This window comes from Agromyces sp. GXS1127, from assembly GCF_050565425.1.
Taxonomy (GTDB): Bacteria; Actinomycetota; Actinomycetes; order Actinomycetales; family Microbacteriaceae; genus Agromyces.
Window position 1 is genome coordinate 78499 of the sequence record NZ_JBOCIG010000008.1, and the last position, 18660, is coordinate 97158.

Consider the following 18660-nt stretch of genomic DNA (forward strand, 5'->3'; position numbering starts at 1 on the left):
AAAGAAGGCCGCTCATGTCCTCCCACCACCCCACGCATCGGACGCCGGTCGGCCGAGCCGTCGGCATCGGAGCCGTCCTCTCGCTCGTCGTCGGCGTGATCCTGCTGGCGTTCGCGTGGCCGTCGGTCACGTCCGAGCCGAAGGACCTGCCCGTCGGCATCGTCGGCCCCGACGCATCCGTCACCCAGGTCGAGGAGCGCGTCGCCGACGAGGCCGACGGTGCGGTCGTGCTCGAGCGGTACGACGACCGCGACGCGGCGGTCGCCGCGATCGAGCAGCGCGAGGTCTACGGGGCGATCGTCCTCGGCGACGCACCGACCGACGCGCCCGAGGTGCTCACGGCGACGGCGGCGAGCCCCGCGGTCGCCCAGCTGCTGAACGGCGTCGCCGCGCAGCTCCAGGCCGGCGTCGACGAGCAGGTGCAGGCGGCGCTCCCCGAGCGGCTGCAGCAGGTCGTGCAGGCCGCCGTCCAGGCGGCGATGCAGGCGGCGGCCTCCGGTCAGCCGCTCGATCCCGCCGCCGCGCCGTCGATCCCTGAGCTTCCGCAGGTCACCGTGACGGTCACCGACGTCGTGCCGCTCGCCGGCACCGACCAGCGCGGCACGGGCCTCGCCGCCGCGATGTTCCCGCTGGTGCTCGGCGGCATGCTCGGCGGCATCGCGATCTCGCTCGTCGTGATCGGCGCCATGCGCCGCGTCGTCGCCGTCGTCGTCTACTCGGCCGCGGCCGGGCTCGTGCTCGCCGGCATCCTGCAGGGCTGGTTCGGCGCCCTTCAGGGCGACTACTGGCTGAACGCGTCGGCGATCGCCCTCGCGATGGCGGCCATCGCGGCGCCGATCACCGGACTGGTCGCGCTCATCGGCCGCGCCGGCATCGGCATCGGCGCCCTGCTGTTCGTGCTCGTCGGCAACCCCATCTCGGCGGCGACCGTGCCGATCGAGTTCCTGCCGACGCCGTGGGGCGCGATCGGCCAGTGGATGCCGCCGGGCGCCGCGGGCACGCTGCTGCGCGACCTGTCGTACTTCCCCGACGCGCCAATGGCGTTCCCGTGGCTCGTGCTCGCGGCCTGGGCGGCGGCCGGCATCGTGCTCTCGCTCATCGGCCACTTCCGCACCGCGGGCGGCGCCGAGCCCGACGCCGACGCCGCGCACGCCGACGAGGAGCTCGCCGCGGCAGAGGCGCCCGCCGACGCACCGGCCGACGTCGAGCGCGATGTGCGCGCCGGCCGCGACGCGGCACCCGTCGCCTGAGATCACCGGGCGTCTCGCTCGACCGCGCGCCGCGGCATCCGTCTCAGGGATGCCGCGGCGTCGGCGTTCACCGGGCGCGGTTAGGCTTGAACCTCGTGAACGATGCCACCCCCGAGCCGTCCCCGAAGGTCGGCGCCAACGACCTGCTGCGCTTCCTGCTCGAGATCTTCGCGATCGTGACGCTCGGCATCTTCGGGTTCGCCGCGTTCGCGCTGCCGTGGCCGGGCCTGCTGATCGGCATCGGCCTGCCCCTCCTGGCGATCCTGCTCTGGGGCCTCTTCCGATCGCCGAAGGCGGTCTTCCACGTCGACCCGTTCGTGAAGGCGCTCGTCGAGATCGCGGTGTTCTCGACCGCGGCGATCGCCTGGTGGATCATGGGCCAGCCCGTGGTGGCGGTGGTCTTCGCCGTCGTCGCCGCGGTGAGCGGCGTCATCAACGGGCGGCGCGAGTTCGGCGCCTGACCCCGCCGGCCGGTGGCCGCGTCAGCGGAAGATGACCGTGCGCTGCCCGTCGAGCAGCACCCGCCGCTCCGCGAACCACTTCACGGCCTGCGAGAGCGTGCGGCTCTCCTCGTCCTGGCCGATCGCGACGAGCTCGGCGACCGAACGCGAGTGCTCGACCCGGACCACGTTCTGCTCGATGATCGGCCCCTCGTCGAGGTCGCTCGTGACGAAGTGCGCGGTGGCGCCGATGAGCTTCACGCCGCGCGCGTGCGCCTGCCGGTAGGGGTTCGCACCCTTGAAGCCCGGCAGGAACGAGTGGTGGATGTTGATGCAACGACCCGCGAGCGCGTCGCACAGCTCGGGGGAGAGGATCTGCATGTAGCGGGCCAGCACGACGAGCTCGATGTCGTGCGCGTCGACCGCCTCGAGCACGCGCCGCTCGAACTCGGCCTTCGTCTCGGGCGACGTCACCGGCGCCGACTCGAACGGCACGCCGTAGAAGTCGACCAGGTCGCGGAGCGTGCCGTGGTTGGAGAGCACGAGCGGGATCTCGACGGGCAGCTGCCCGCCGCGCTGGCGGAAGAGCAGGTCGTTGACGCAGTGCCCGGCGGTCGAGGCGAGCACGAGCGTGCGGAGCGGACGCCCGACCTCGTCGAGGTGCAGGTCCATGCTCCAGCGCTCGATGACCGGCGCGAGCGCGGCCTCGAACTCGGTGCGGTCGGCCGGCGACTCGACCTGCACGCGCATGAAGAAGCGCCCGGTGTCGTGGCTCGCGAACTGCTGGCTCTCGGTGATGTTGCCGCGGGCGGCGACGATCGCGCCGCTCACCGCATGCACGATGCCGGGCCCGTCGGTGCAGCTCAGCGTGACGACCCAGTGGGACAGGTGCGGGCTGTGCGGCTCGGCCTCCGTGCTCATCGGGACAGCGTACCGCCCGGCGAATACGCAGGTGCGCGCGGCTACACTGGTCGGCGGCCGTGCGGACACCGTCGGCCCCGGGCGCGCACGTGAGCGCGTAGTCGACCCGCCGCCGGCCCAGCCGCGAGCGGGGAACGCCGTCGGATGACCTTCCTCATGCCGATCCTCTCCTCGTCGCGCGCCGGCGCGACCGACACCATGCCCTGGCGCGCGCTCGTCGCGCTCGCCGCGGCCGTGTTCCTGTCCATCACCATCGAGATGCTGCCGACCGGGCTGCTGCCCGAGATGAGCGCCGACCTCGGCGTCGGTGCCCCGCTCGTGGGCCTGCTCGTCTCGGTGTTCGCCTTCACGGTAGTGGTCACCTCGACCCCGCTCACGGCCCTGCTCAAGCGGATGCCGCGGCGCACCCTCATCACGATGGTCCTCGTCGTCCTCGGGCTCTCGACCGCCGCCTCGGCGCTCGTGCCCGACTACGGCCAGCTCGTCGCGGTCCGGATCGTGGGCGGCGTCGCCCACGGCCTGTTCTGGGCGCTGGTCGGCGCCTACCCCGCCCGCCTCGTCGCCGAGCAGCACCTCGGCCGGGCCGTGTCGGTCGTGCTCGGCGGCGGAACCCTCGCGCTCATCGCGGGCGTGCCGCTCGCGACCGCACTCGGCCAGGCCGTCGGCTGGCGCTGGGCGTTCGGCGTCGTCGCCCTGCTCACGCTCGTCGGCGCGCTGGTCGTGCGCCTCGTGCTCCCGGCGGATGGCGCGGCCGGCGCTGCGGCACCGTCGTCGACGACGTCGGCCGTGGGCATCGCCGCCCCGACCGCAGGACGACGAGGCATGCGCGGGGTCATCGCCGTGAGCATCGTCACCGCGATCGTGATGATCGGCCAGTACGCCGCGCTCACCTACGTGGCGCCGTTGCTGACCGGCGTCGTCGGCGCCTCACCCGCAGCGGTCGCACCGCTGCTGTTCGCCTCGGGCCTGGCGGGTGCCGTCGGACTCCTCGTCGCGGGCAGCCCGATCGCGCGCGACAGCGTCCGCGCGCTCGTCGGGGCGATGCTGCTCCTCGCGATCGCCCTCCTCGTGATCGCCGCCGAGCCCGGTCTCTGGCCCGCGATCATCGCGTACACGGCGTGGGGCTTCGCCTTCGGCGCCATCCCGCCGCTGCTCCAGACGCGCCTGCTCCAGGCCGCGCCGGCCGACCGGCGGGATGCCGCGAGCGCGCTCTACACGACGGCGTTCAACATCGGCATCGGCGGCGGCGCGCTCGTCGGCGCGGTGCTGTTCGACGCCGTCGGCATCGGCGCAGTGCCGGTCGCGTACGCCGTGCTGCTCGTCGTCGCGATGTTCGTCGTGGTGCGCTCCTCGCGCGCGGAGCGCGCTCGCGCGCGCGTCGTCGAGGCGTAGGCGCCGAACTCCGGCATCGACTCCCGCCTCCGGCAGCGCCGCTCACGCGTACTGCGCGCTCGCCGTCCACTTGTGGTTCGCGGGCGCGAGGAACTCGGCGGCCGCGCTGCCCGTCTCGTCGAGGACGATCGTCGCGAACGGCTCGTCGTCGGCGAGCAGCTCGACTTCGGCGCCCGGCTCACCCGTTAGCTCGAACGTGAGGGCGGAGCCCTGCACGTCGATCACGACCTCCAACTCGGCGGCGGGCTCGGGCTCTGGCGCGGGGGACGGTTCGGGCGACGGCTCGGGCTCCGGCTCCGGGACGGGCTCGACGACCGGGGCGGGCTCGACGACCGGGGTGGGCTCCGGCTCGACCTCGGGCTCCGGGCTGGGCCCGGGAGCATCGATCGCCGGTGCGTCGTCCGTCATCGGTGCCGGTGCCGCCTCCGCGACCGGTTCGACGGGCGCCGTCTCGGGTTCGGTCGGCGCCTCGGCGGCGACGGCGGCCGAGCGCGGCTCGGAGGCGGGCGTCGGCGCGACCTGCGGGAGCACCAGCAGCGCCGCGGCGGTGGCGGCGACGAGCACGGCCCCGCCGACGCCTGCGCCGACGGCGACCGCCGCCGACCCGCCCGATGCCGAACCTGCGCCGACCGCCGTGGACCCCGCCGCCGACGCCGTGGTTCCGTGGCCGGCCGCACCGGCTGCGGCGATGCCGGCGGCGGTCGTCGTGACGGGCGCCGACGCGCCGATCCATGCGGAGTAGGCGGTGGCCGCGGCCGGCCCCGCCGCGAGCGGCAGCAGCACGAACGCGAGCCGCATGCCGACCTCGCGCGCCTCGACGGCGACGACCGTGCACTTCGCGCACCCGTCGAGGTGCACCTCGACCCTGGCCGTGTCGCGGCGGCGCAGGCGCCCGCGCATGTAGGCGCCGAGCCGATCCACGGTCCACCCGCACTCGGGCTCGTGGTGCGCGTCCGCGAGGTGCGCGCGGATCCACTGCTGCCGCAGCCCTTCGCGGGCGCGGTACGCGAGCGCCGCGGTCGCGTTGGCGCTCATCCCGAGCAGCGGCGCGATCTGCTGCGGGGACATCCGCTCGACCTCGGCGTACCAGAGCACCTCCTGCCAGCGCTCGGGCAGGGCGCGGAACGCCTTCGCGGTCGTGGTCCGATCGAGCGCCTCGAGCGCGGCCGCGTCTCCGGTCGCCGGGTCCTCGACCGCATCGAGTTGGTCGAGCGGGCTCTCGCGGATGGCGCGGCCCCAGCTCGCGGCCGTGTTGCGGATCGTCGTGAACAGGTACGGCCGGAAGGCGCCGGTCGGTCCCTTGCCCGATCGGATCGCGTCGAAGGTTCGCGTGAACGCCTCGGCGACGAGGTCGTCGGCGTCGAGCGTCGTGTGCGAGCGGGCGACGGTGCGGGCGGATGCCTCGTGGCGACGCCAGAGTTCGCCGTAGGCCGCCCGGTCGCCCCTGCGGGTCGCCGCGATCAGGTCGGCGTCGGCGGGCGCTGAGCGTGCGGGCGTCACGTGCCTGGGCCTCCTTCGTCGTCCTGCGAGCTGCGCGCGTCCGGGCATGCGCGCCCGGAACACGTGCGGTTCCCTCGGGTGCCGGCGGTCCGCGCCGGTCGGGTCTCTGTGCGGTCCCGCTCATTCCACCAGATGAGCGGGCGGATCGACGAAACGAGGCCTCGCCGAGCGGCTCCCGACGACGGATCGTGCGAAGTCGCGTCATGATCCGGCCGCCGGACCGTCTCTCATGGTGAGGGACCGCGAACCGGGGAAGGGCCGGAGGTGCCTCTGGTCGAAGCGGGCCGCGTGGGGGATCGCGCGGCATGGCGACCGGGACGGAGCGAGGGGCGAGGGGAACAGGCCCCCGCTCCGCCCGGTGCGGATGGCCGATCGACGTGTCGCGCGTCAGGTGACGCGCTCGCCCGCGCCCCACACCGCCGCGACCGTCAGGTCGTCCTCGAGCAGCACCGCATCGGCCGCGAAGCCGACGTCGAGCCGGCCCAGGTCGCCCGCCCGGCCGATCGCGGAGGCCGGCGCGACGGTCAACGCGGCGACGGCCTCGTGCACCGGGACGCCCGAATCGAGCACCGCGCGGCGCAGGGCCTCGTCCTGCGTGAGCGTGGACCCGGCGATCGCTCCGCCCTCGGCGAGGCGGGCGACGCCATCGCGCACCTCGACCTCGAGCGAGCCGAGCACATACGTGCCGTCCGACGACCCCGTCGCGGCCATCGCGTCGGTCACGAGCGCGACCCGTCCCGGAGCCCCCGAGAACGCCAGCCGGACGACGTCCGGGTGCACGTGCACCCCGTCGCCGATCACCTCGAGCGTCACGTGGTCGGCGCGCATCGCGGCGACCACGGGCCCGGGTGCGCGATGGTGGATGCCCCGCATCCCGTTGAACGCGTGCGTGAGGATCGACGCGCCGGCGTCGAAGGCGCGCAGCGCCGTGTCGAAGTCGGCGCCGGTGTGGCCGACGGCGACCGCGACCCCGGCGTCGACGAGGCGGGCGATCGCCCGGGCCGCGCCCTCGTGCTCGGGCGCGATCGTGATCTGCCGGAGCGCGCCGTCGGCGGCCCCCAGCAGCCGATCGAGTGCGACGTCGTCGGCCCTGCGCAGCATCGACGGGTCGTGCGCCCCGCGGAACTCCTGGTCGAGGAACGGCCCCTCGAGATGGGCGCCCAGCACGAGCGGGTCGGATGCCGCGACCGAGGCGATCGCGCGGAGCCGCTCCGCGAGCACGTCGACGGGCGCCGTCACGAGCGAGCACACGCTCCGGGTCGTGCCGTGCGCCCGGTGCACCGCGAGGCCCGTCCGGATGGCGTCGACGCCGTCGTCGAAGGCCGCCCCGCCGGCGCCGTGGCAGTGGAGGTCGATGAATCCGGGCGCGAGCCGGCGGCCCGCGGCATCCGTCACCTCGGCCTCGCCCGACCGCACGGCGGGCGCATCGCGCCACGCGTCGCCGAGTCCGCGCCCCGCGATGCGGTCGCCCTCGAAGCGGACCCACGCGTCGGGGACCTCGTCGCCTCCCGAGACGATGCGGGCGGAGTGGACGACGATCGTCGGCGCGGTGGTCACCGGGACACGATATCGCCGCGGCGCGCCCGGCCGAGCGGCGGGCGACCGAGCACGTCATCCGCGGCGTGGGCTCGCGGCATCCGTTGCTATGCTTGGCGGCGTCGCGACTGGCGTTGAGATGGGTGACCATCGGGGAGCGACTGGCACGGACCGACCGCACGCCTGGGCCGGTACGCGAGGCCTCGGGGCGCGAGTCGCGCACGAGGCGAGTTCCGCAGGTCCGCATGTCATCTTCGAAGGAGCCATCCCTTGGCTGAGTCACTCACCACCGACGCCCCCGCCGACGCCGTCGCGGGCGCCGCATCCGTCTTCAACCAGCCCCTCGCCGAGGTCGACCCCGAGATCGCCGAGGTCCTCGAGCTCGAGCTGAACCGCCAGCGCTCGACGCTCGAGATGATCGCGAGCGAGAACTTCGTGCCCGTCTCGGTGCTGCAGTCCCAGGGCTCGGTGCTCACGAACAAGTACGCCGAGGGCTACCCCGGCCGCCGCTACTACGGCGGCTGCGAGTTCGTCGACGTCGCCGAGAACCTCGCGATCGCGCGCGCGAAGAGCCTGTTCGGCGCCGAGTACGCCAACGTGCAGCCCCACTCCGGCGCGACGGCGAACGCGGCCGTGCTGTCGGCCATCGCGACGCCGGGCGACACCATCCTCGGCCTCGAGCTCGCGCACGGCGGCCACCTCACCCACGGCATGAAGCTGAACTTCTCCGGCAAGCTCTACAACGCCGTCGCGTACGGCGTCGATCCCGAGACCTTCCAGGTCGACATGAACGTGGTGCGCGAGAAGGCCATCGAGCACAAGCCCCAGGTCATCATCGCCGGCTGGTCGGCCTACCCGCGCCAGCTCGACTTCGCCGCGTTCCGCCAGATCGCCGACGAGGTCGGCGCGAAGCTCTGGGTCGACATGGCGCACTTCGCCGGCCTCGTCGCCGCGGGCCTGCACCCGAACCCCGTGCCGCACGCCGACGTCGTGTCGTCGACCGTGCACAAGACGATCGGCGGCCCGCGCTCGGGCTTCATCCTCTCGCGCGACATGGAGCTGGCGAAGAAGCTCAACTCGAACGTGTTCCCTGGCCAGCAGGGCGGTCCGCTCATGCACGTGATCGCCGCGAAGGCGACCGCGTTCAAGATCGCGGCGTCCGAGGAGTTCCGCGACCGCCAGCAGCGTACGCTGAGCGGCGCGCGGATCCTCGCCTCGCGCCTGACCGCCGACGACTCGCGCGCTGCGGGCGTCGACGTGCTCACGGGCGGCACCGACGTGCACCTCGTCCTCGCCGACCTCCGCACCTCCGAGCTCGACGGCCAGCAGGCCGAGGACCGCCTGCACGAGGTCGGCATCACCGTGAACCGCAACGCGGTGCCGTTCGACCCGCGCCCGCCGATGGTCACCTCGGGCCTGCGCATCGGCACGCCCGCACTCGCGACCCGCGGCTTCGGCGACGCCGAGTTCACCGAGGTCGCCGACGTCATCGCGCTCGCGCTGCAGGCGAACCCGGATGTCGCGGCCCTCCGCTCGCGCGTCGAGGCGCTGACCGCGGCGTTCCCGCTCTACCCGGGCCTGCAGCAGTAGCGCCCTCGGCTCGGGGGCGGGCGGTCGTCCGCCCCCGAGCCCGGCTGCGGGCTGCCGCGGACCTCCGACCCGGTCGTTCCCGAATCGAAGGACGCCGCTCGCGACACGCCGGGACGTGGCATCCGCCCCACCGCCCCGGCATCGAAACTCGTCTCGCCCACGCTCGGAAGAGGTACCGAACATGACCGCCATCACCCTCGACGGCGTCGCGACCGCATCGGCCGTGAAGTCCGAGCTCGCCTCGCGCATCACCGACCTGCGCGCGAACGGCATCGTGCCGGGCCTCGGCACCCTGCTCGTCGGCGACGACCCCGCCTCGCGCTCGTACGTCGCCGGCAAGCACCGGGACTGCGCCGAGGTCGGCATCGAGTCCATCCGGGTCGACCTCCCCGCGTCGGCGACCTCCGCCGACGTGCGCGCGGCGATCCGCGACCTCAACTCGGCGCGCGAGGTGACCGGCTACATCGTGCAGCTGCCGCTGCCGACGGGCCACGACGAGAACGCGATGCTCGAGCTCATCGACCCCGACAAGGACGCCGACGGGCTCCACCCGACGAACCTCGGCCGTCTGGTGCTCGGCATCGAGGGCGACCTGCACTCCCCGCTGCCGTGCACGCCGGCGGGCATCGTCGAGATGCTCCAGCGCTACCAGGTGCCGATCCGCGGCCAGCACGTGACGGTGATCGGCCGCGGCCTCACGGTCGGCCGTCCGCTCGGCCTGCTCTTCACCCGCAAGGGCCTGGATGCCACGGTGACCCTCACGCACTCGCGCACGCAGGACCTCGCCGCCGAGGTCGCCCGCGCCGACATCGTGGTCGCGGCCGTCGGCGTGCCGCACATGGTCAAGCCGGAGTGGGTCAAGCCCGGTGCCGCGGTGCTCGACGTGGGCATCACGCGTGTCGCCGACGAGGAGACCGGCAAGGGAAGGCTCACGGGCGACGTCGACCCCGGCGTCGCCGAGGTCGCCGGCCACCTCTCGCCGAACCCCGGCGGCGTCGGCCCGATGACCCGCGCGATGCTCCTCGCCAACGTCGTGAAGGCCGCGGAGATCAAGCTGCACGGGCGCTGAGCCCGCCCTAGCCTTCCAGCTCGCTGCGGCGAAGACGGAGTTCGCGCTCCGCGCGGTGGAGCGGCGAGCCCTCGAAGGGCAGCTCCGCCAGATCGACCTTCGTTGCCGCGCGGAGTGCCAGGGCCTCGGCCGACGCGGCCGCCCGCTCGGGCAGGCCGATCGCGTCGGCGAACTCGCGCCAGTGCCGGTGTCGCAGCTTCCGGGTGCGACCGGCGACGGGCAGCGCGAGCGAGTCGTCGCCGTAGACCAGCGTGCACGGGACGTCGTAGACCGGTGCGATCGCCCAGCCTCGCGCCGCGACATCCGTTCGCAGCACCGCGACGTTCTTTCCGTGGAGGTCGCCGTTCCCGGTGAGCCAGGCGAAGACGAACTGCAGGTAGAGGTTCCTCGTCGCCACCATGGGCGCCGCACAGACCCCGGCGAGTGCAGTGACGAGCGTCTCGGAATCGATCCCGTACTTCGAGGCTGGTGGGAGACCGAGCACCTGGGTGGCGTCCTCGAGTGCGAGGCGTCGCCAGCCGTCGTCGGCGGCGACGCGGTCGAAGCGCTCGACGAGCAGGCCCGCGACATCGTCGCGGTCGCGCACGACCGCGGCCCGCGAGACCGGGATCTTCATCGTGCGCGCGGCGATGAGGTGGGCGGCCTCGTTCTCGACGAGATGCGGGTACTCGGTCGGGCTCAGCTTGAGGATGTAGCGACCGGATCGCGTGGCGAGGGGCGTACTGATCATCGAAGCGCTCGCCTTGCGCTGCACGCCGGGGATCGCCTGGCGGTCGAGCACGTCGATGAGCGACTCGAAGTCGAGCTGCCCCGGCTCCTCGGCGTCGAAGACGGATGGCGGATCAGCCGGCGACGCCCCTTCCGGAACGACCTGCACGTCGCCGGGTGCATCCTCGCCGACCGCCAGCAGCAGGGTGAGCTCGTCGTCGGCACTCGTCTTCGTCGCTCGTCGCAGCACCGAGAGCCGATGTCCTTCGGGCAGGAGCCCGGCGAAGAAGGCGGGCAGCGCCCCGCCGGGCACGTGCACGACCGCGTCATCGAGCGGCAGGGTGAACGCGACCGGCACGCCATCGTCCGAGGCGAGGTACTCGTCGAGGTAGCGGAAGTCGATGCCGCCGCCGGTGTTCCGCATCAAGCGGGCGGCGAGCCGACCGGCCTTCAGGACGTCGGCGGATCGGACCCGCCGCAGGGCTTCGAGCTCGGTCGTCACCGAATGACCCCGATCGCCACGCCCACCGCCCCGGCCACCGCCACCACGGTGTCCAGGCTGCTCGCGCCCGTGCCCTTCTCGATCTCCCGCACGGTCCGCTCAGCCGTGCCGACCAGCTCGGCGAGCTGCTGCTGGGTGAGACCGTGCGCGCGACGCGCCGTGCGGATCGCGCGGCCGATCTCGGTGGGTGCGTCCATCGAACGGGCCTCTCCGTGAATCGAACCGGCGGGAATCTGCCGATTCTCTGTGCCTGAGATCCATCGTACGATCCGATGAGCATGATTCGGCAGATTTCTGCCGAATCGCCGGATGGATGCGCCCCGGCGCGGCGACCGCCAGCCGTTCGGCAGAATTCTGCCGGATCTTGCACTGCAGGCGGGCGGATGCCGCGGCATCCGCTGTCTGTCTGGACGTCGCCCGGCGTTCACCGGGCGTGCACCCCGCGGACGCGTCGCGCGCTTAGCTTCGCGGCATGAGCCGCAGCGACTCCACGAGGGCCACCGCCGCCGGCGCGGCCGGTTCGGGACCGATCCTGGACAGGGCGGGCACGTCGGGGGACCGCGCCGTCCGTCCCAAGGGGGGCCCCGCCGCGACCGGCGGCGGTTCTCCGGGCGGAGCCCGCGCGATCGCGATCATCCCGGCGCGAGGCGGCTCGCGGGGCCTGCCCGGGAAGAACGTGGCACGCGTCGGGGGAGTGCCGCTCGTCGCCAGGGCCGTGCACGCCGCGCTCGCCGCGGAGCGCATCGGGCGCGTGGTCGTCACCACCGACGACGACGAGATCGCGGATGCCGCGCGCGGCGCCGGCGCCGAGGTGATCGAGCGCCCGGCCGAACTCGCGAACGCGACCGCGTCGAGCGAGTCGGCGCTGCTGCACGCGATCGAGGTGCTCGCCCCCGAGCCCGGGGGCGTGACCGTCTTCATCCAGGCGACCTCGCCGTTCATCGACCCGACCGACCTCGACGCCGCCGTCGCGCGGGTCGAGCAGGGCGAGCGCGACGTGGTGTTCGCGGCGACGCCGACGCACGGCTTCCTCTGGCGCGAGCGCGCCGACGACGTCGACGGCGCGAGCGCGGTCGGCGTGAACCACGACCCGTCGAATCGCCCGCGCCGCCAGGACCGCGAGCCCGAGTTCCTCGAGACGGGCGCCTTCTACGTGCTGCGCACCGACGGGTTCGCGCTCGCCCGCCACCGCTTCTTCGGCCGGATCGGCATCCAGCGCGTGCACGCCGACACGGCGATCGAGATCGACGACGCCGCCGACCTGGCCCGGGCGCGGGCGCTCGCCCCGCGCGTCGACCGTCGGCTCGCGGGCGGCATCGCCGCCTCGCTCGCGCGGCGCGAGGGCGTGGCGTGGGTGGCCGACCCGCGCCATCCGTTCGTCGACGTCGACGCGGTCGTGACGGACTTCGACGGCGTCCACACCGACGACACCGCCGCGGTCGACGAGCTCGGCCGCGAGTCCGTGCGCGTGAGCCGCGCCGACGGGCACGGCGTGGCGCGGCTGCGCGACGCCGGCATCCCCGTGCTGATCCTCTCGGCCGAGGCGAACCCGGTGGTGAGCCGCCGGGCCGAGAAGCTCGGCGTCGACGTCATCCAGGGGCTCGCCGACAAGGGCGCGGCGCTGCGCGAGTGGGCGGCCGCACGCGGCATCCGCCTCGACCGGATCGCCTACCTCGGCAACGACCGCGGCGACATCCCCGCGCTCGACCTCGTCGGCTGGCCGCTCGCGGTGCCCGACGCGGCACCCGACGCGCTCGAGCGTGCGCGCCACGTGCTCGAGCGGCACGGCGGCCACGGCGCGGTGCGCGAGCTCGCCGAGCTCGTGCTCGCCGCGCGCGAGGCGAAGCTCGGCTCCGCGGCATCCGACCTCGTGCGCGAGTCGCGCGAACTCGACCCCGCCCACCCGACTCGCGAGCAGCGCGAGGCCATCGCCGCGGCGTCCTCCGCGACCTGACCCCCCCACGAAAGCGAGACACCATGTCCGTGCGCATCGGCCACGCCGCCATCGGCGAGTACGACCCCGTCTACGTCATCGCCGAGATCGGCCTGAACCACAACGGCGACGTCGAGATCGCCAAGCGCCTCATCGAGGTCGCCGCGAACGCCGGCGCGCAGGCCGTGAAGTTCCAGAAGCGCACGCCCGACATCTCCACGCCCGAGCACATGAAGCTCACGCCGCGTGAGACGCCGTGGGGCACGATGACGTACCTCGAGTACCGCCACCGCGTCGAGTTCGGTCGCGACGAGTACGCCGAGGTCGCCCGGCACGCCTCCCTGCACGGCCTCGACTGGTTCGCTTCGCCGTGGGACGCGCCCGCGGTCGCCGACCTCGAGTCCTACGGCGTCGTGGCGCACAAGATCGCCTCGGCGTCGGTGACCGACCTCGAGCTCCTCGAGGCCGTCCGCGACACGGGCAAGCCCGTCATCCTCTCGACCGGCATGTCGACGCTCGAGGAGATCGACCGCGCGGTCACCGTGCTCGGCACCGAGCGCCTCGTGATCTTGCACGCCACCTCGAGCTACCCGATGCCGGCCGACGAGGCGAACCTCCTCATGATCCCCGCGCTGAAGCGGCGCTACCCGGGCGTGCCCGTCGGCTATTCCGGCCACGAGCGCGGCCTGCAGATCTCGATCGCGGCGGTCGCGCTCGGCGCGGTCGCCGTCGAGCGGCACATCACGCTCGACCGCACGATGTGGGGCTCCGACCACTCGGCCTCGCTCGAGCCGCAGGGCCTCGAGCACCTCGTGCGCGACATCCGCATCATCGGCGAGGCGCTCGGCGACGGCGTCAAGCGGGTCTACCCGGGCGAGGAGGCCCCGAAGGCCAAGCTCCGCCGGGTGCTCGCGTGACGGATGCCCATGGGCGGGGCGGGGCGGTGACGGATGTCGCGGCGCAGCGCCTGCTCGTCGTCGGCGACTCCGATTCCTACGTGAAGTGGGGGGCGGCGCTCGCCTCGACGCTGCCCGGCCAGTGGGAGTCGCGACTCGTCGTCGTCGGCTCGCCGGTGCAGCCGAGTGCGCGCCAGCTCGAGCACGCGCTCGACGGGACGCGCTTCGCGCCGACCGACGTGCGGTTCGTGCCGCTCGACGGGCGGCCGGGAGCTCCTGGCCTCGACGACGAACTCGACGACTTCGATCCGCACGCGGTGCTCCTCGCGCTCCGCGGGCCGTTCGTGCGGGTCATCGCGCCGCGCCTGCTGCGACGCCGCAACCGCCCGGTCCTCGTCAGCGGCTTCCCGGGCCTCACGATCCCGGCCGTGCCGAAGGCCGTGATCTACCGCGAGCAGACCGACCTCATCGTGCTGCACAGCCGCCGCGAGGTGCGCGAGTTCTCGGCGAACGCCGCCGGACTCGGCATCGACCGCAGGTTCGGGCTGGCGACGCTGCCGTTCCTCACCCCGGCCGAGGCGACGGATGCCTCCGGGGCGGGCGGCACGGACGTGATCTTCGCGGCGCAGGCGAAGGTCCCCGTCGGAGCCGACGATCGCACGCGCGTGCTCTCCGCGCTGGCGGAGCTCGCCCGGAGGCAGCCCGGCCGTCGCGTCGTGGTGAAGGTCCGCGCGCTCGCGGGCGAGGCGCAGACGCACGACGAGGCGTACGACTACGCCGACCTGATCGAGCGCGTGGGCGATGCGAGCGGCGGCGGCGACGGCGGCGGCGATGGCGGCGGACGCGCGGCGCTCCCGACCAACCTCGTCGTCGAGGACGGCCCGATGGCCGCGCACCTCGCACGCGCGGGCGCGCTCGTGACGGTCAGCTCGACCGCCGCGCTCGAGTCGATCGCGCTCGGCATCCCGACGCTGCTGCTCGACGACTTCGGCGTCTCGCCGACGATGATCAACACCGTGTTCGAGGAAGCGGGGCTCTTCGGCTCGACCGACGATCTCGCGCACGGGCGCTTCCGACTCGCCGAGCCGGGATGGCTCGCCGACAACTACTTCCACGGTGAGGACGCCGACGACTGGGCCGCGAGGCTCGGCGCGCTCGTCGAGGCCCGGGAGATCGTGCCGCTGCCGCCGCTGGAACGCCGGCACAACCTGTCGGGCGGCGCGCTCCGGACGGCCTTCGAGCGCCGACGCATGCTCGGCGAGCACGACCGCAGCCTCGCGGGCACCCTGGCCTGGGGGGTCGGCGCACCGGCGCGGGGCGTCGTGCGTCGGGTACGGCGTCTGCAGCGCCGCCTCGCGCAGCTGCGGTCGGGCGCCGCCGCCGGCTCAGTCGACGGGCGCGGTGTGCCGCGCGACGTGCGCGAGGTACGCCTCGGCGTTGCGGCGGATCCCGGCCTGCTCGTCGGCGGTGAGCTCGCGACGGACCTTGCCGGGCACGCCGGCGACCAGCGAACCGGGCGGCACGACGGTGCCCTCGAGCACCACGGCGCCGGCCGCGACGAGTGACCCGCGGCCGATCACGGCGCCGTTGAGGACGGTCGCGCCCATCCCGATGAGGCAGTCGTCCTCGACGGTGCAGCCGTGGAGCACGGCGCGGTGCCCGACCGAGACGCCCTCGCCGATCACCACGGGGTAGCCCGCATCGACGTGGCAGACCACGCCGTCCTGCAGGTTGGAGCGCTCGCCGAGGGTGATCGGCTCGGCCTCGGCTCGGAGCACCGCGTTGTACCAGACGCTCGACTGCGCGGCGAGGCGGACCTGCCCGACGATCACGGCGCCGAGCGCGACGAACGCGGTCGGCTCGAGTTCCGGCGCGGGGACGTCGGCGATGGTCAGGATGCGGGCTGAGGGGTCGGCGCTCATGCGGCCAGCCTATGCCCGGCTTCGGCGACCCGAACGTCGGGCGACGGCGAGACGGATGCCGCGGACGGCCGCACCCACGGCGAAGACCGCGACGCCCGCCACGATCGAGGGGATCGGAAGCGTGACGACGAGCACGACGCATCCGATCGCCCCGAACCGCGAGAGCCACCGCGGCACCAGCCGCTCGCCCGCGGGCTGCGTGATCGCCGACGCGTTCGCGACGAGGTAGTAGAGCAGCACGCCGAACGACGAGAAGCCGATCGCGCCGCGCAGGTCGGCCACGAGCAGCAGCACGATCACCGCCACGCCCGTCGCGATCTCGGCGACGTGCGGCGCGCCGAAGCGCTGATGCACCGCGGCCAGGGGCCGGGGCAGCTCGCCGTCGCGCGCCATCGCGAGGCTCGTGCGTCCGACGCCCGCGACGAGGGCGAGCAGCGACCCGAGCGCGGCCACGCCGGCGGCGATGCGGACGACGGGCTCGGCCCAGAGCCATCCGGCCACCGCGACCACGTCGACGAGCGGGGCGACGGATGCCGCGAGCGCCTCGCTCCCGAGCGCCCCCACCGCCGCCGTGCCGACGAGCGCGTAGACGACCACGACGATCGCGAAGGCGATGCCGATGGCCCGGGGGATGGTCCGCGTCGGCTCGCGCACCTCCTCGCCGAGGGTCGCGATGCGCGCGTAGCCGGCGAACGCGAAGAAGATCAGTGCCGCGGCCTGCAGCACGCCGTACGCGCCCGTGAGCGCCCCGACGGCGGCGGGCGGGCGGCCGATCGGCGGGACGAGCCCGCTCAGCCCGACCGTGGACCCGGTCGCGCCGACGCCCCAGCCCACGCCCGCGATCGCCGCGAACCCGGCCGAGACGACCACGACGAGCACGACGAGCACCGCCGACACGATGATCGAGGCGACGCGCGCCGTGCGGGTCACGCCGAGCACGTTGACGCCGACGAGCACCACGACCGCGGCGATCGCGACCGGCTTCTGCCACGCCGCCGGCGCGAGGTAGGCGGCCGCGGTGAGCGCCATCGCCGCGCAGCTCGCCGTCTTGCCGATCACGAACCCCCACCCCGCGAGGAAGCCTGGCCAGGCGCCGAGCCGCTCCCGCCCGTAGCGGTAGGCGCCGCCGGACTCGGGGTATCGGACCGCGAGCTGCGCGGTCGACCCGGCGTTCGCGAAGGCCACGAGCGCGGCGATCGCGAGGCCCGCGAGCAGCCAGGCGCCGGCGGCCTGCGCGGCGGGGGCCCACACCGCGAACACCCCCGCACCGATCATCGCGGCGAGCCCGATCGCCACCGCGCCGCGGAGTCCGAGGCGTCGGGCGAGGCGATCGTGCGGCGCTGGGGAGGAGGTCACGCTCGAACCCTACGGCAGGGCGGTGAACGGGCGGGGCGCGGGCGGGCCGCTCCGGCGGCGGATGCCGCGGCATCCGCTCCTAGGATCGAAGGCATGACCTCGGAGCCGACCGCAGCCCCCTCGCACGCCGCCGTCGACCGCGTGACCGCCGCGCTCGCCGCCGACGGCGTCGACCCGCGCATCGTGTGGTTCGACGACGCCGTCACGACCGCGAAGCTCGCCGCCGACGCGCTCGGCATCGAGGTGGGCCAGATCGCGAACTCGCTCGTGTTCACGCTCGACGACGAGCCGATCCTCGTCCTGACGTCGGGCGCGCATCGGGTCGACACCGAGTGGCTCGGCGCCCGGCTCGGCGGCACCATCGGCCGCGCATCGAAGGAGGTCGTGAAGGCCGCGACCGGTCAGGTCATCGGCGGGGTCGCACCCGTCGGACACCCCGCACCGGTGCGCACGTTCGTGGATGTCGACCTCGCCGGCTACGACGAGGTCTGGGCGGCGGCGGGGCACGCCCGGACGGTGTTCCCGACGACGTTCGACGAGCTCGTGCGGATCACGGGCGGCACGCCGACGCCGGTCGAGCCGGTCGCGCGCGTGTGAGCGCCGGCTGAGCCGCTCGCCTGGACCCGAAGCTCAGGCGTCGCGTCGCGCACCCTGCGCGGCGTGCACCGTGAACACGCCCGGCTCGCGGTAGCCGTGGTCGGCGAACGCCTCGACCACCTTGCGCCTGACGACGGGCACGAGGTCGTCGATCACGAGCGCGATCGCCGCGCCGCCGAAGCCGCCGCCCGTCATCCGGGCGCCGATCGCGCCGATCGCCTGCGCGGTCTCGACCGCGAGGTCCAGCTCGGGCACCGAGATCTCGAAGTCGTCGCGCATCGAGACGTGCGACGCATCGAGCAGCGGCCCGATCGCGCCCGGGCCGTGCTCGCGGAGCGTGCGGACGGTGTCGAGCACGCGCTGGTCCTCGGTCACGACGTGCCGCACCCGGCGGAACGTCTCGTCGTCGAGCAGGTCGCGCGCCCGGTCGAGGTCGTCGACGCGCACCTCGCGGAGCGACTCCGCACCGAGCGCGGCGGCGCCCGCCTCGCACGACGCGCGTCGCGCGGCGTAGCCGCCGGTCGCGTGCGCGTGCGACACGCGCGTGTCGATCACGAGGAGCGACAGGCCGGCCTCGGCGAAGCCGAGCGGGATCACGTCGGCGTCGAGGCTGCGGCAGTCGAGGAACACCCCGGAGTCGGCCTCGCCGAGGAGCGACGCGGACTGGTCCATGATGCCCGTCGGCGCACCGACGACGCGGTTCTCGGCGAGTCGACCGATCTTCGCGAGCGTCGGGCGGTCGAAGCCGAGCCCCCAGTGCTCGTCGAGCGCGAGCGCGACGGCGCACTCGATCGCGGCCGATGACGACAGGCCGGCTCCGACCGGGACGTCGGAGGAGATGTGCAGGTCGACGCCGCGCACGTGCGCGAGGTCGGCGCCGAACTCGCCGAGCGCCCAGACCACGCCGAGGGGATAGGCGGCCCATCCGCTCACGGCGTCGGGCGTGAGCTCGTCGAGGCGCACCTCGATCGTCTCGGGCGAGAACGTCGACGACACCCGCACGACCCGGTCGTCGCGGTCGCCGAGTGCGACCGTCGTGCGCCGGTCG

16 protein-coding genes, 1 pseudogene and 1 riboswitch are annotated in these 18660 nt (G+C 74.2%); of the genes and pseudogenes, 9 read left to right on the top strand and 8 right to left on the bottom strand.

Annotated features, from left to right (window positions below; all coding sequences use genetic code 11):
- Nucleotides 1-14: 14 nt before the first annotated feature.
- Entirely contained in the window at nucleotides 15-1250 is a 1236-nt protein-coding gene (locus tag ACQ393_RS14880; RefSeq protein ID WP_430647658.1) for a hypothetical protein, read from the top strand.
- 95 nt (nucleotides 1251-1345) lie between these two features.
- Entirely contained in the window at nucleotides 1346-1711 is a 366-nt protein-coding gene (locus ACQ393_RS14885) for a YrdB family protein (protein ID WP_430647659.1), read from the top strand.
- A gap of 21 nt (nucleotides 1712-1732) precedes the next feature.
- On the opposite strand, the gene purU is transcribed toward ACQ393_RS14885, so the two are convergent.
- A complete protein-coding gene (purU, locus tag ACQ393_RS14890) occupies nucleotides 1733-2611 on the bottom strand; it encodes a formyltetrahydrofolate deformylase (protein WP_430647660.1) in 879 nt (292 codons plus the stop codon).
- Between the two features lie 144 nt (nucleotides 2612-2755).
- On the opposite strand from purU, the gene ACQ393_RS14895 reads away from it, so the two are divergent.
- Complete coding sequence (locus ACQ393_RS14895) at nucleotides 2756-4003, top strand: MFS transporter (protein ID WP_430647661.1); 1248 nt, start codon at nucleotides 2756-2758, stop codon at nucleotides 4001-4003.
- Nucleotides 4004-4045: 42 nt separating this feature from the next.
- Here ACQ393_RS14895 and ACQ393_RS14900 read toward each other — a convergent pair whose 3' ends face one another.
- A complete protein-coding gene (locus ACQ393_RS14900; RefSeq protein ID WP_430647662.1) occupies nucleotides 4046-5503 on the bottom strand; it encodes a sigma-70 family RNA polymerase sigma factor in 1458 nt (485 codons plus the stop codon).
- A gap of 387 nt (nucleotides 5504-5890) precedes the next feature.
- On the bottom strand, nucleotides 5891-7060 hold the full coding sequence (locus ACQ393_RS14905; protein WP_430647663.1) for an N-acetylglucosamine-6-phosphate deacetylase: 1170 nt from the start codon (nucleotides 7058-7060) through the stop codon (nucleotides 5891-5893).
- Between the two features lie 93 nt (nucleotides 7061-7153).
- Nucleotides 7154-7235, top strand: a riboswitch (ZMP/ZTP riboswitch).
- A 74-nt stretch (nucleotides 7236-7309) separates the two neighbouring features.
- On the opposite strand from ACQ393_RS14905, the gene glyA reads away from it, so the two are divergent.
- Together glyA and ACQ393_RS14915 are read left to right on the top strand one after the other, a co-directional pair.
- On the top strand, nucleotides 7310-8629 hold the full coding sequence (glyA, locus tag ACQ393_RS14910) for a serine hydroxymethyltransferase (RefSeq protein ID WP_430647664.1): 1320 nt from the start codon (nucleotides 7310-7312) through the stop codon (nucleotides 8627-8629).
- Between the two features lie 181 nt (nucleotides 8630-8810).
- Nucleotides 8811-9698, top strand: a complete 888-nt coding sequence (locus ACQ393_RS14915) for a bifunctional methylenetetrahydrofolate dehydrogenase/methenyltetrahydrofolate cyclohydrolase (RefSeq protein ID WP_430647665.1) — start codon at nucleotides 8811-8813, stop codon at nucleotides 9696-9698.
- Between the two features lie 7 nt (nucleotides 9699-9705).
- Here ACQ393_RS14915 and ACQ393_RS14920 read toward each other — a convergent pair whose 3' ends face one another.
- Together ACQ393_RS14920 and ACQ393_RS14925 are read right to left on the bottom strand one after the other, a co-directional pair.
- On the bottom strand, nucleotides 9706-10908 hold the full coding sequence (locus tag ACQ393_RS14920; protein ID WP_430647666.1) for a type II toxin-antitoxin system HipA family toxin: 1203 nt from the start codon (nucleotides 10906-10908) through the stop codon (nucleotides 9706-9708).
- Nucleotides 10905-11105 carry a helix-turn-helix transcriptional regulator gene (locus ACQ393_RS14925; RefSeq protein ID WP_430647667.1) on the bottom strand — a complete coding sequence of 67 codons (201 nt, stop codon included), beginning with the start codon at nucleotides 11103-11105 and terminating at the stop codon, nucleotides 10905-10907. The genes ACQ393_RS14920 and ACQ393_RS14925 overlap by 4 nt, the downstream gene beginning before the upstream one ends.
- A 275-nt stretch (nucleotides 11106-11380) precedes the next feature.
- Between ACQ393_RS14925 and ACQ393_RS14930 the strand changes: the two genes are divergently transcribed.
- The 3 genes and pseudogenes from ACQ393_RS14930 to ACQ393_RS14940 all read left to right on the top strand — a co-directional run.
- Nucleotides 11381-12862, top strand: a complete 1482-nt coding sequence (locus tag ACQ393_RS14930) for a cytidylyltransferase domain-containing protein (protein ID WP_430647668.1) — start codon at nucleotides 11381-11383, stop codon at nucleotides 12860-12862.
- A gap of 23 nt (nucleotides 12863-12885) precedes the next feature.
- Entirely contained in the window at nucleotides 12886-13758 is an 873-nt protein-coding gene (locus ACQ393_RS14935; RefSeq protein WP_430647669.1) for an N-acetylneuraminate synthase family protein, read from the top strand.
- 26 nt (nucleotides 13759-13784) lie between these two features.
- Nucleotides 13785-14879, top strand: a pseudogene (locus tag ACQ393_RS14940) (DUF6716 putative glycosyltransferase); the annotation flags it as partial.
- Between the two features lie 243 nt (nucleotides 14880-15122).
- Here ACQ393_RS14940 and ACQ393_RS14945 read toward each other — a convergent pair.
- Nucleotides 15123-15659 carry a gamma carbonic anhydrase family protein gene (locus ACQ393_RS14945; protein ID WP_430647670.1) on the bottom strand — a complete coding sequence of 179 codons (537 nt, stop codon included), beginning with the start codon at nucleotides 15657-15659 and terminating at the stop codon, nucleotides 15123-15125.
- Between the two features lie 9 nt (nucleotides 15660-15668).
- A complete protein-coding gene (locus ACQ393_RS14950; protein WP_430647671.1) occupies nucleotides 15669-17015 on the bottom strand; it encodes an APC family permease in 1347 nt (448 codons plus the stop codon).
- 93 nt (nucleotides 17016-17108) lie between these two features.
- Between ACQ393_RS14950 and ACQ393_RS14955 the strand changes: the two genes are divergently transcribed.
- Nucleotides 17109-17612: a YbaK/EbsC family protein gene (locus tag ACQ393_RS14955; RefSeq protein ID WP_430647672.1), complete on the top strand. Its 504-nt coding sequence runs from the start codon at nucleotides 17109-17111 to the stop codon at nucleotides 17610-17612.
- Between the two features lie 33 nt (nucleotides 17613-17645).
- Here the strand turns inward: ACQ393_RS14955 and galK are convergent.
- The coding region (gene galK, locus ACQ393_RS14960) for a galactokinase (protein ID WP_430647673.1) at nucleotides 17646-18660 on the bottom strand (1015 nt) is incomplete at its 5' end.

Coding starts and splice junctions, on each gene's coding strand:
- ACQ393_RS14880 (WP_430647658.1), top strand. CDS start 15: ATGTCCTCCCACCACCCCACGCATCGGACGCCGGTCGGCCGAGCCGTC.
- purU (WP_430647660.1), bottom strand. CDS start 2,611: ATGAGCACGGAGGCCGAGCCGCACAGCCCGCACCTGTCCCACTGGGTC.
- ACQ393_RS14895 (WP_430647661.1), top strand. CDS start 2,756: ATGACCTTCCTCATGCCGATCCTCTCCTCGTCGCGCGCCGGCGCGACC.
- ACQ393_RS14915 (WP_430647665.1), top strand. CDS start 8,811: ATGACCGCCATCACCCTCGACGGCGTCGCGACCGCATCGGCCGTGAAG.
- ACQ393_RS14925 (WP_430647667.1), bottom strand. CDS start 11,105: ATGGACGCACCCACCGAGATCGGCCGCGCGATCCGCACGGCGCGTCGC.
- ACQ393_RS14930 (WP_430647668.1), top strand. CDS start 11,381: ATGAGCCGCAGCGACTCCACGAGGGCCACCGCCGCCGGCGCGGCCGGT.
- ACQ393_RS14935 (WP_430647669.1), top strand. CDS start 12,886: ATGTCCGTGCGCATCGGCCACGCCGCCATCGGCGAGTACGACCCCGTC.
- ACQ393_RS14945 (WP_430647670.1), bottom strand. CDS start 15,659: ATGAGCGCCGACCCCTCAGCCCGCATCCTGACCATCGCCGACGTCCCC.
- ACQ393_RS14955 (WP_430647672.1), top strand. CDS start 17,109: ATGACCTCGGAGCCGACCGCAGCCCCCTCGCACGCCGCCGTCGACCGC.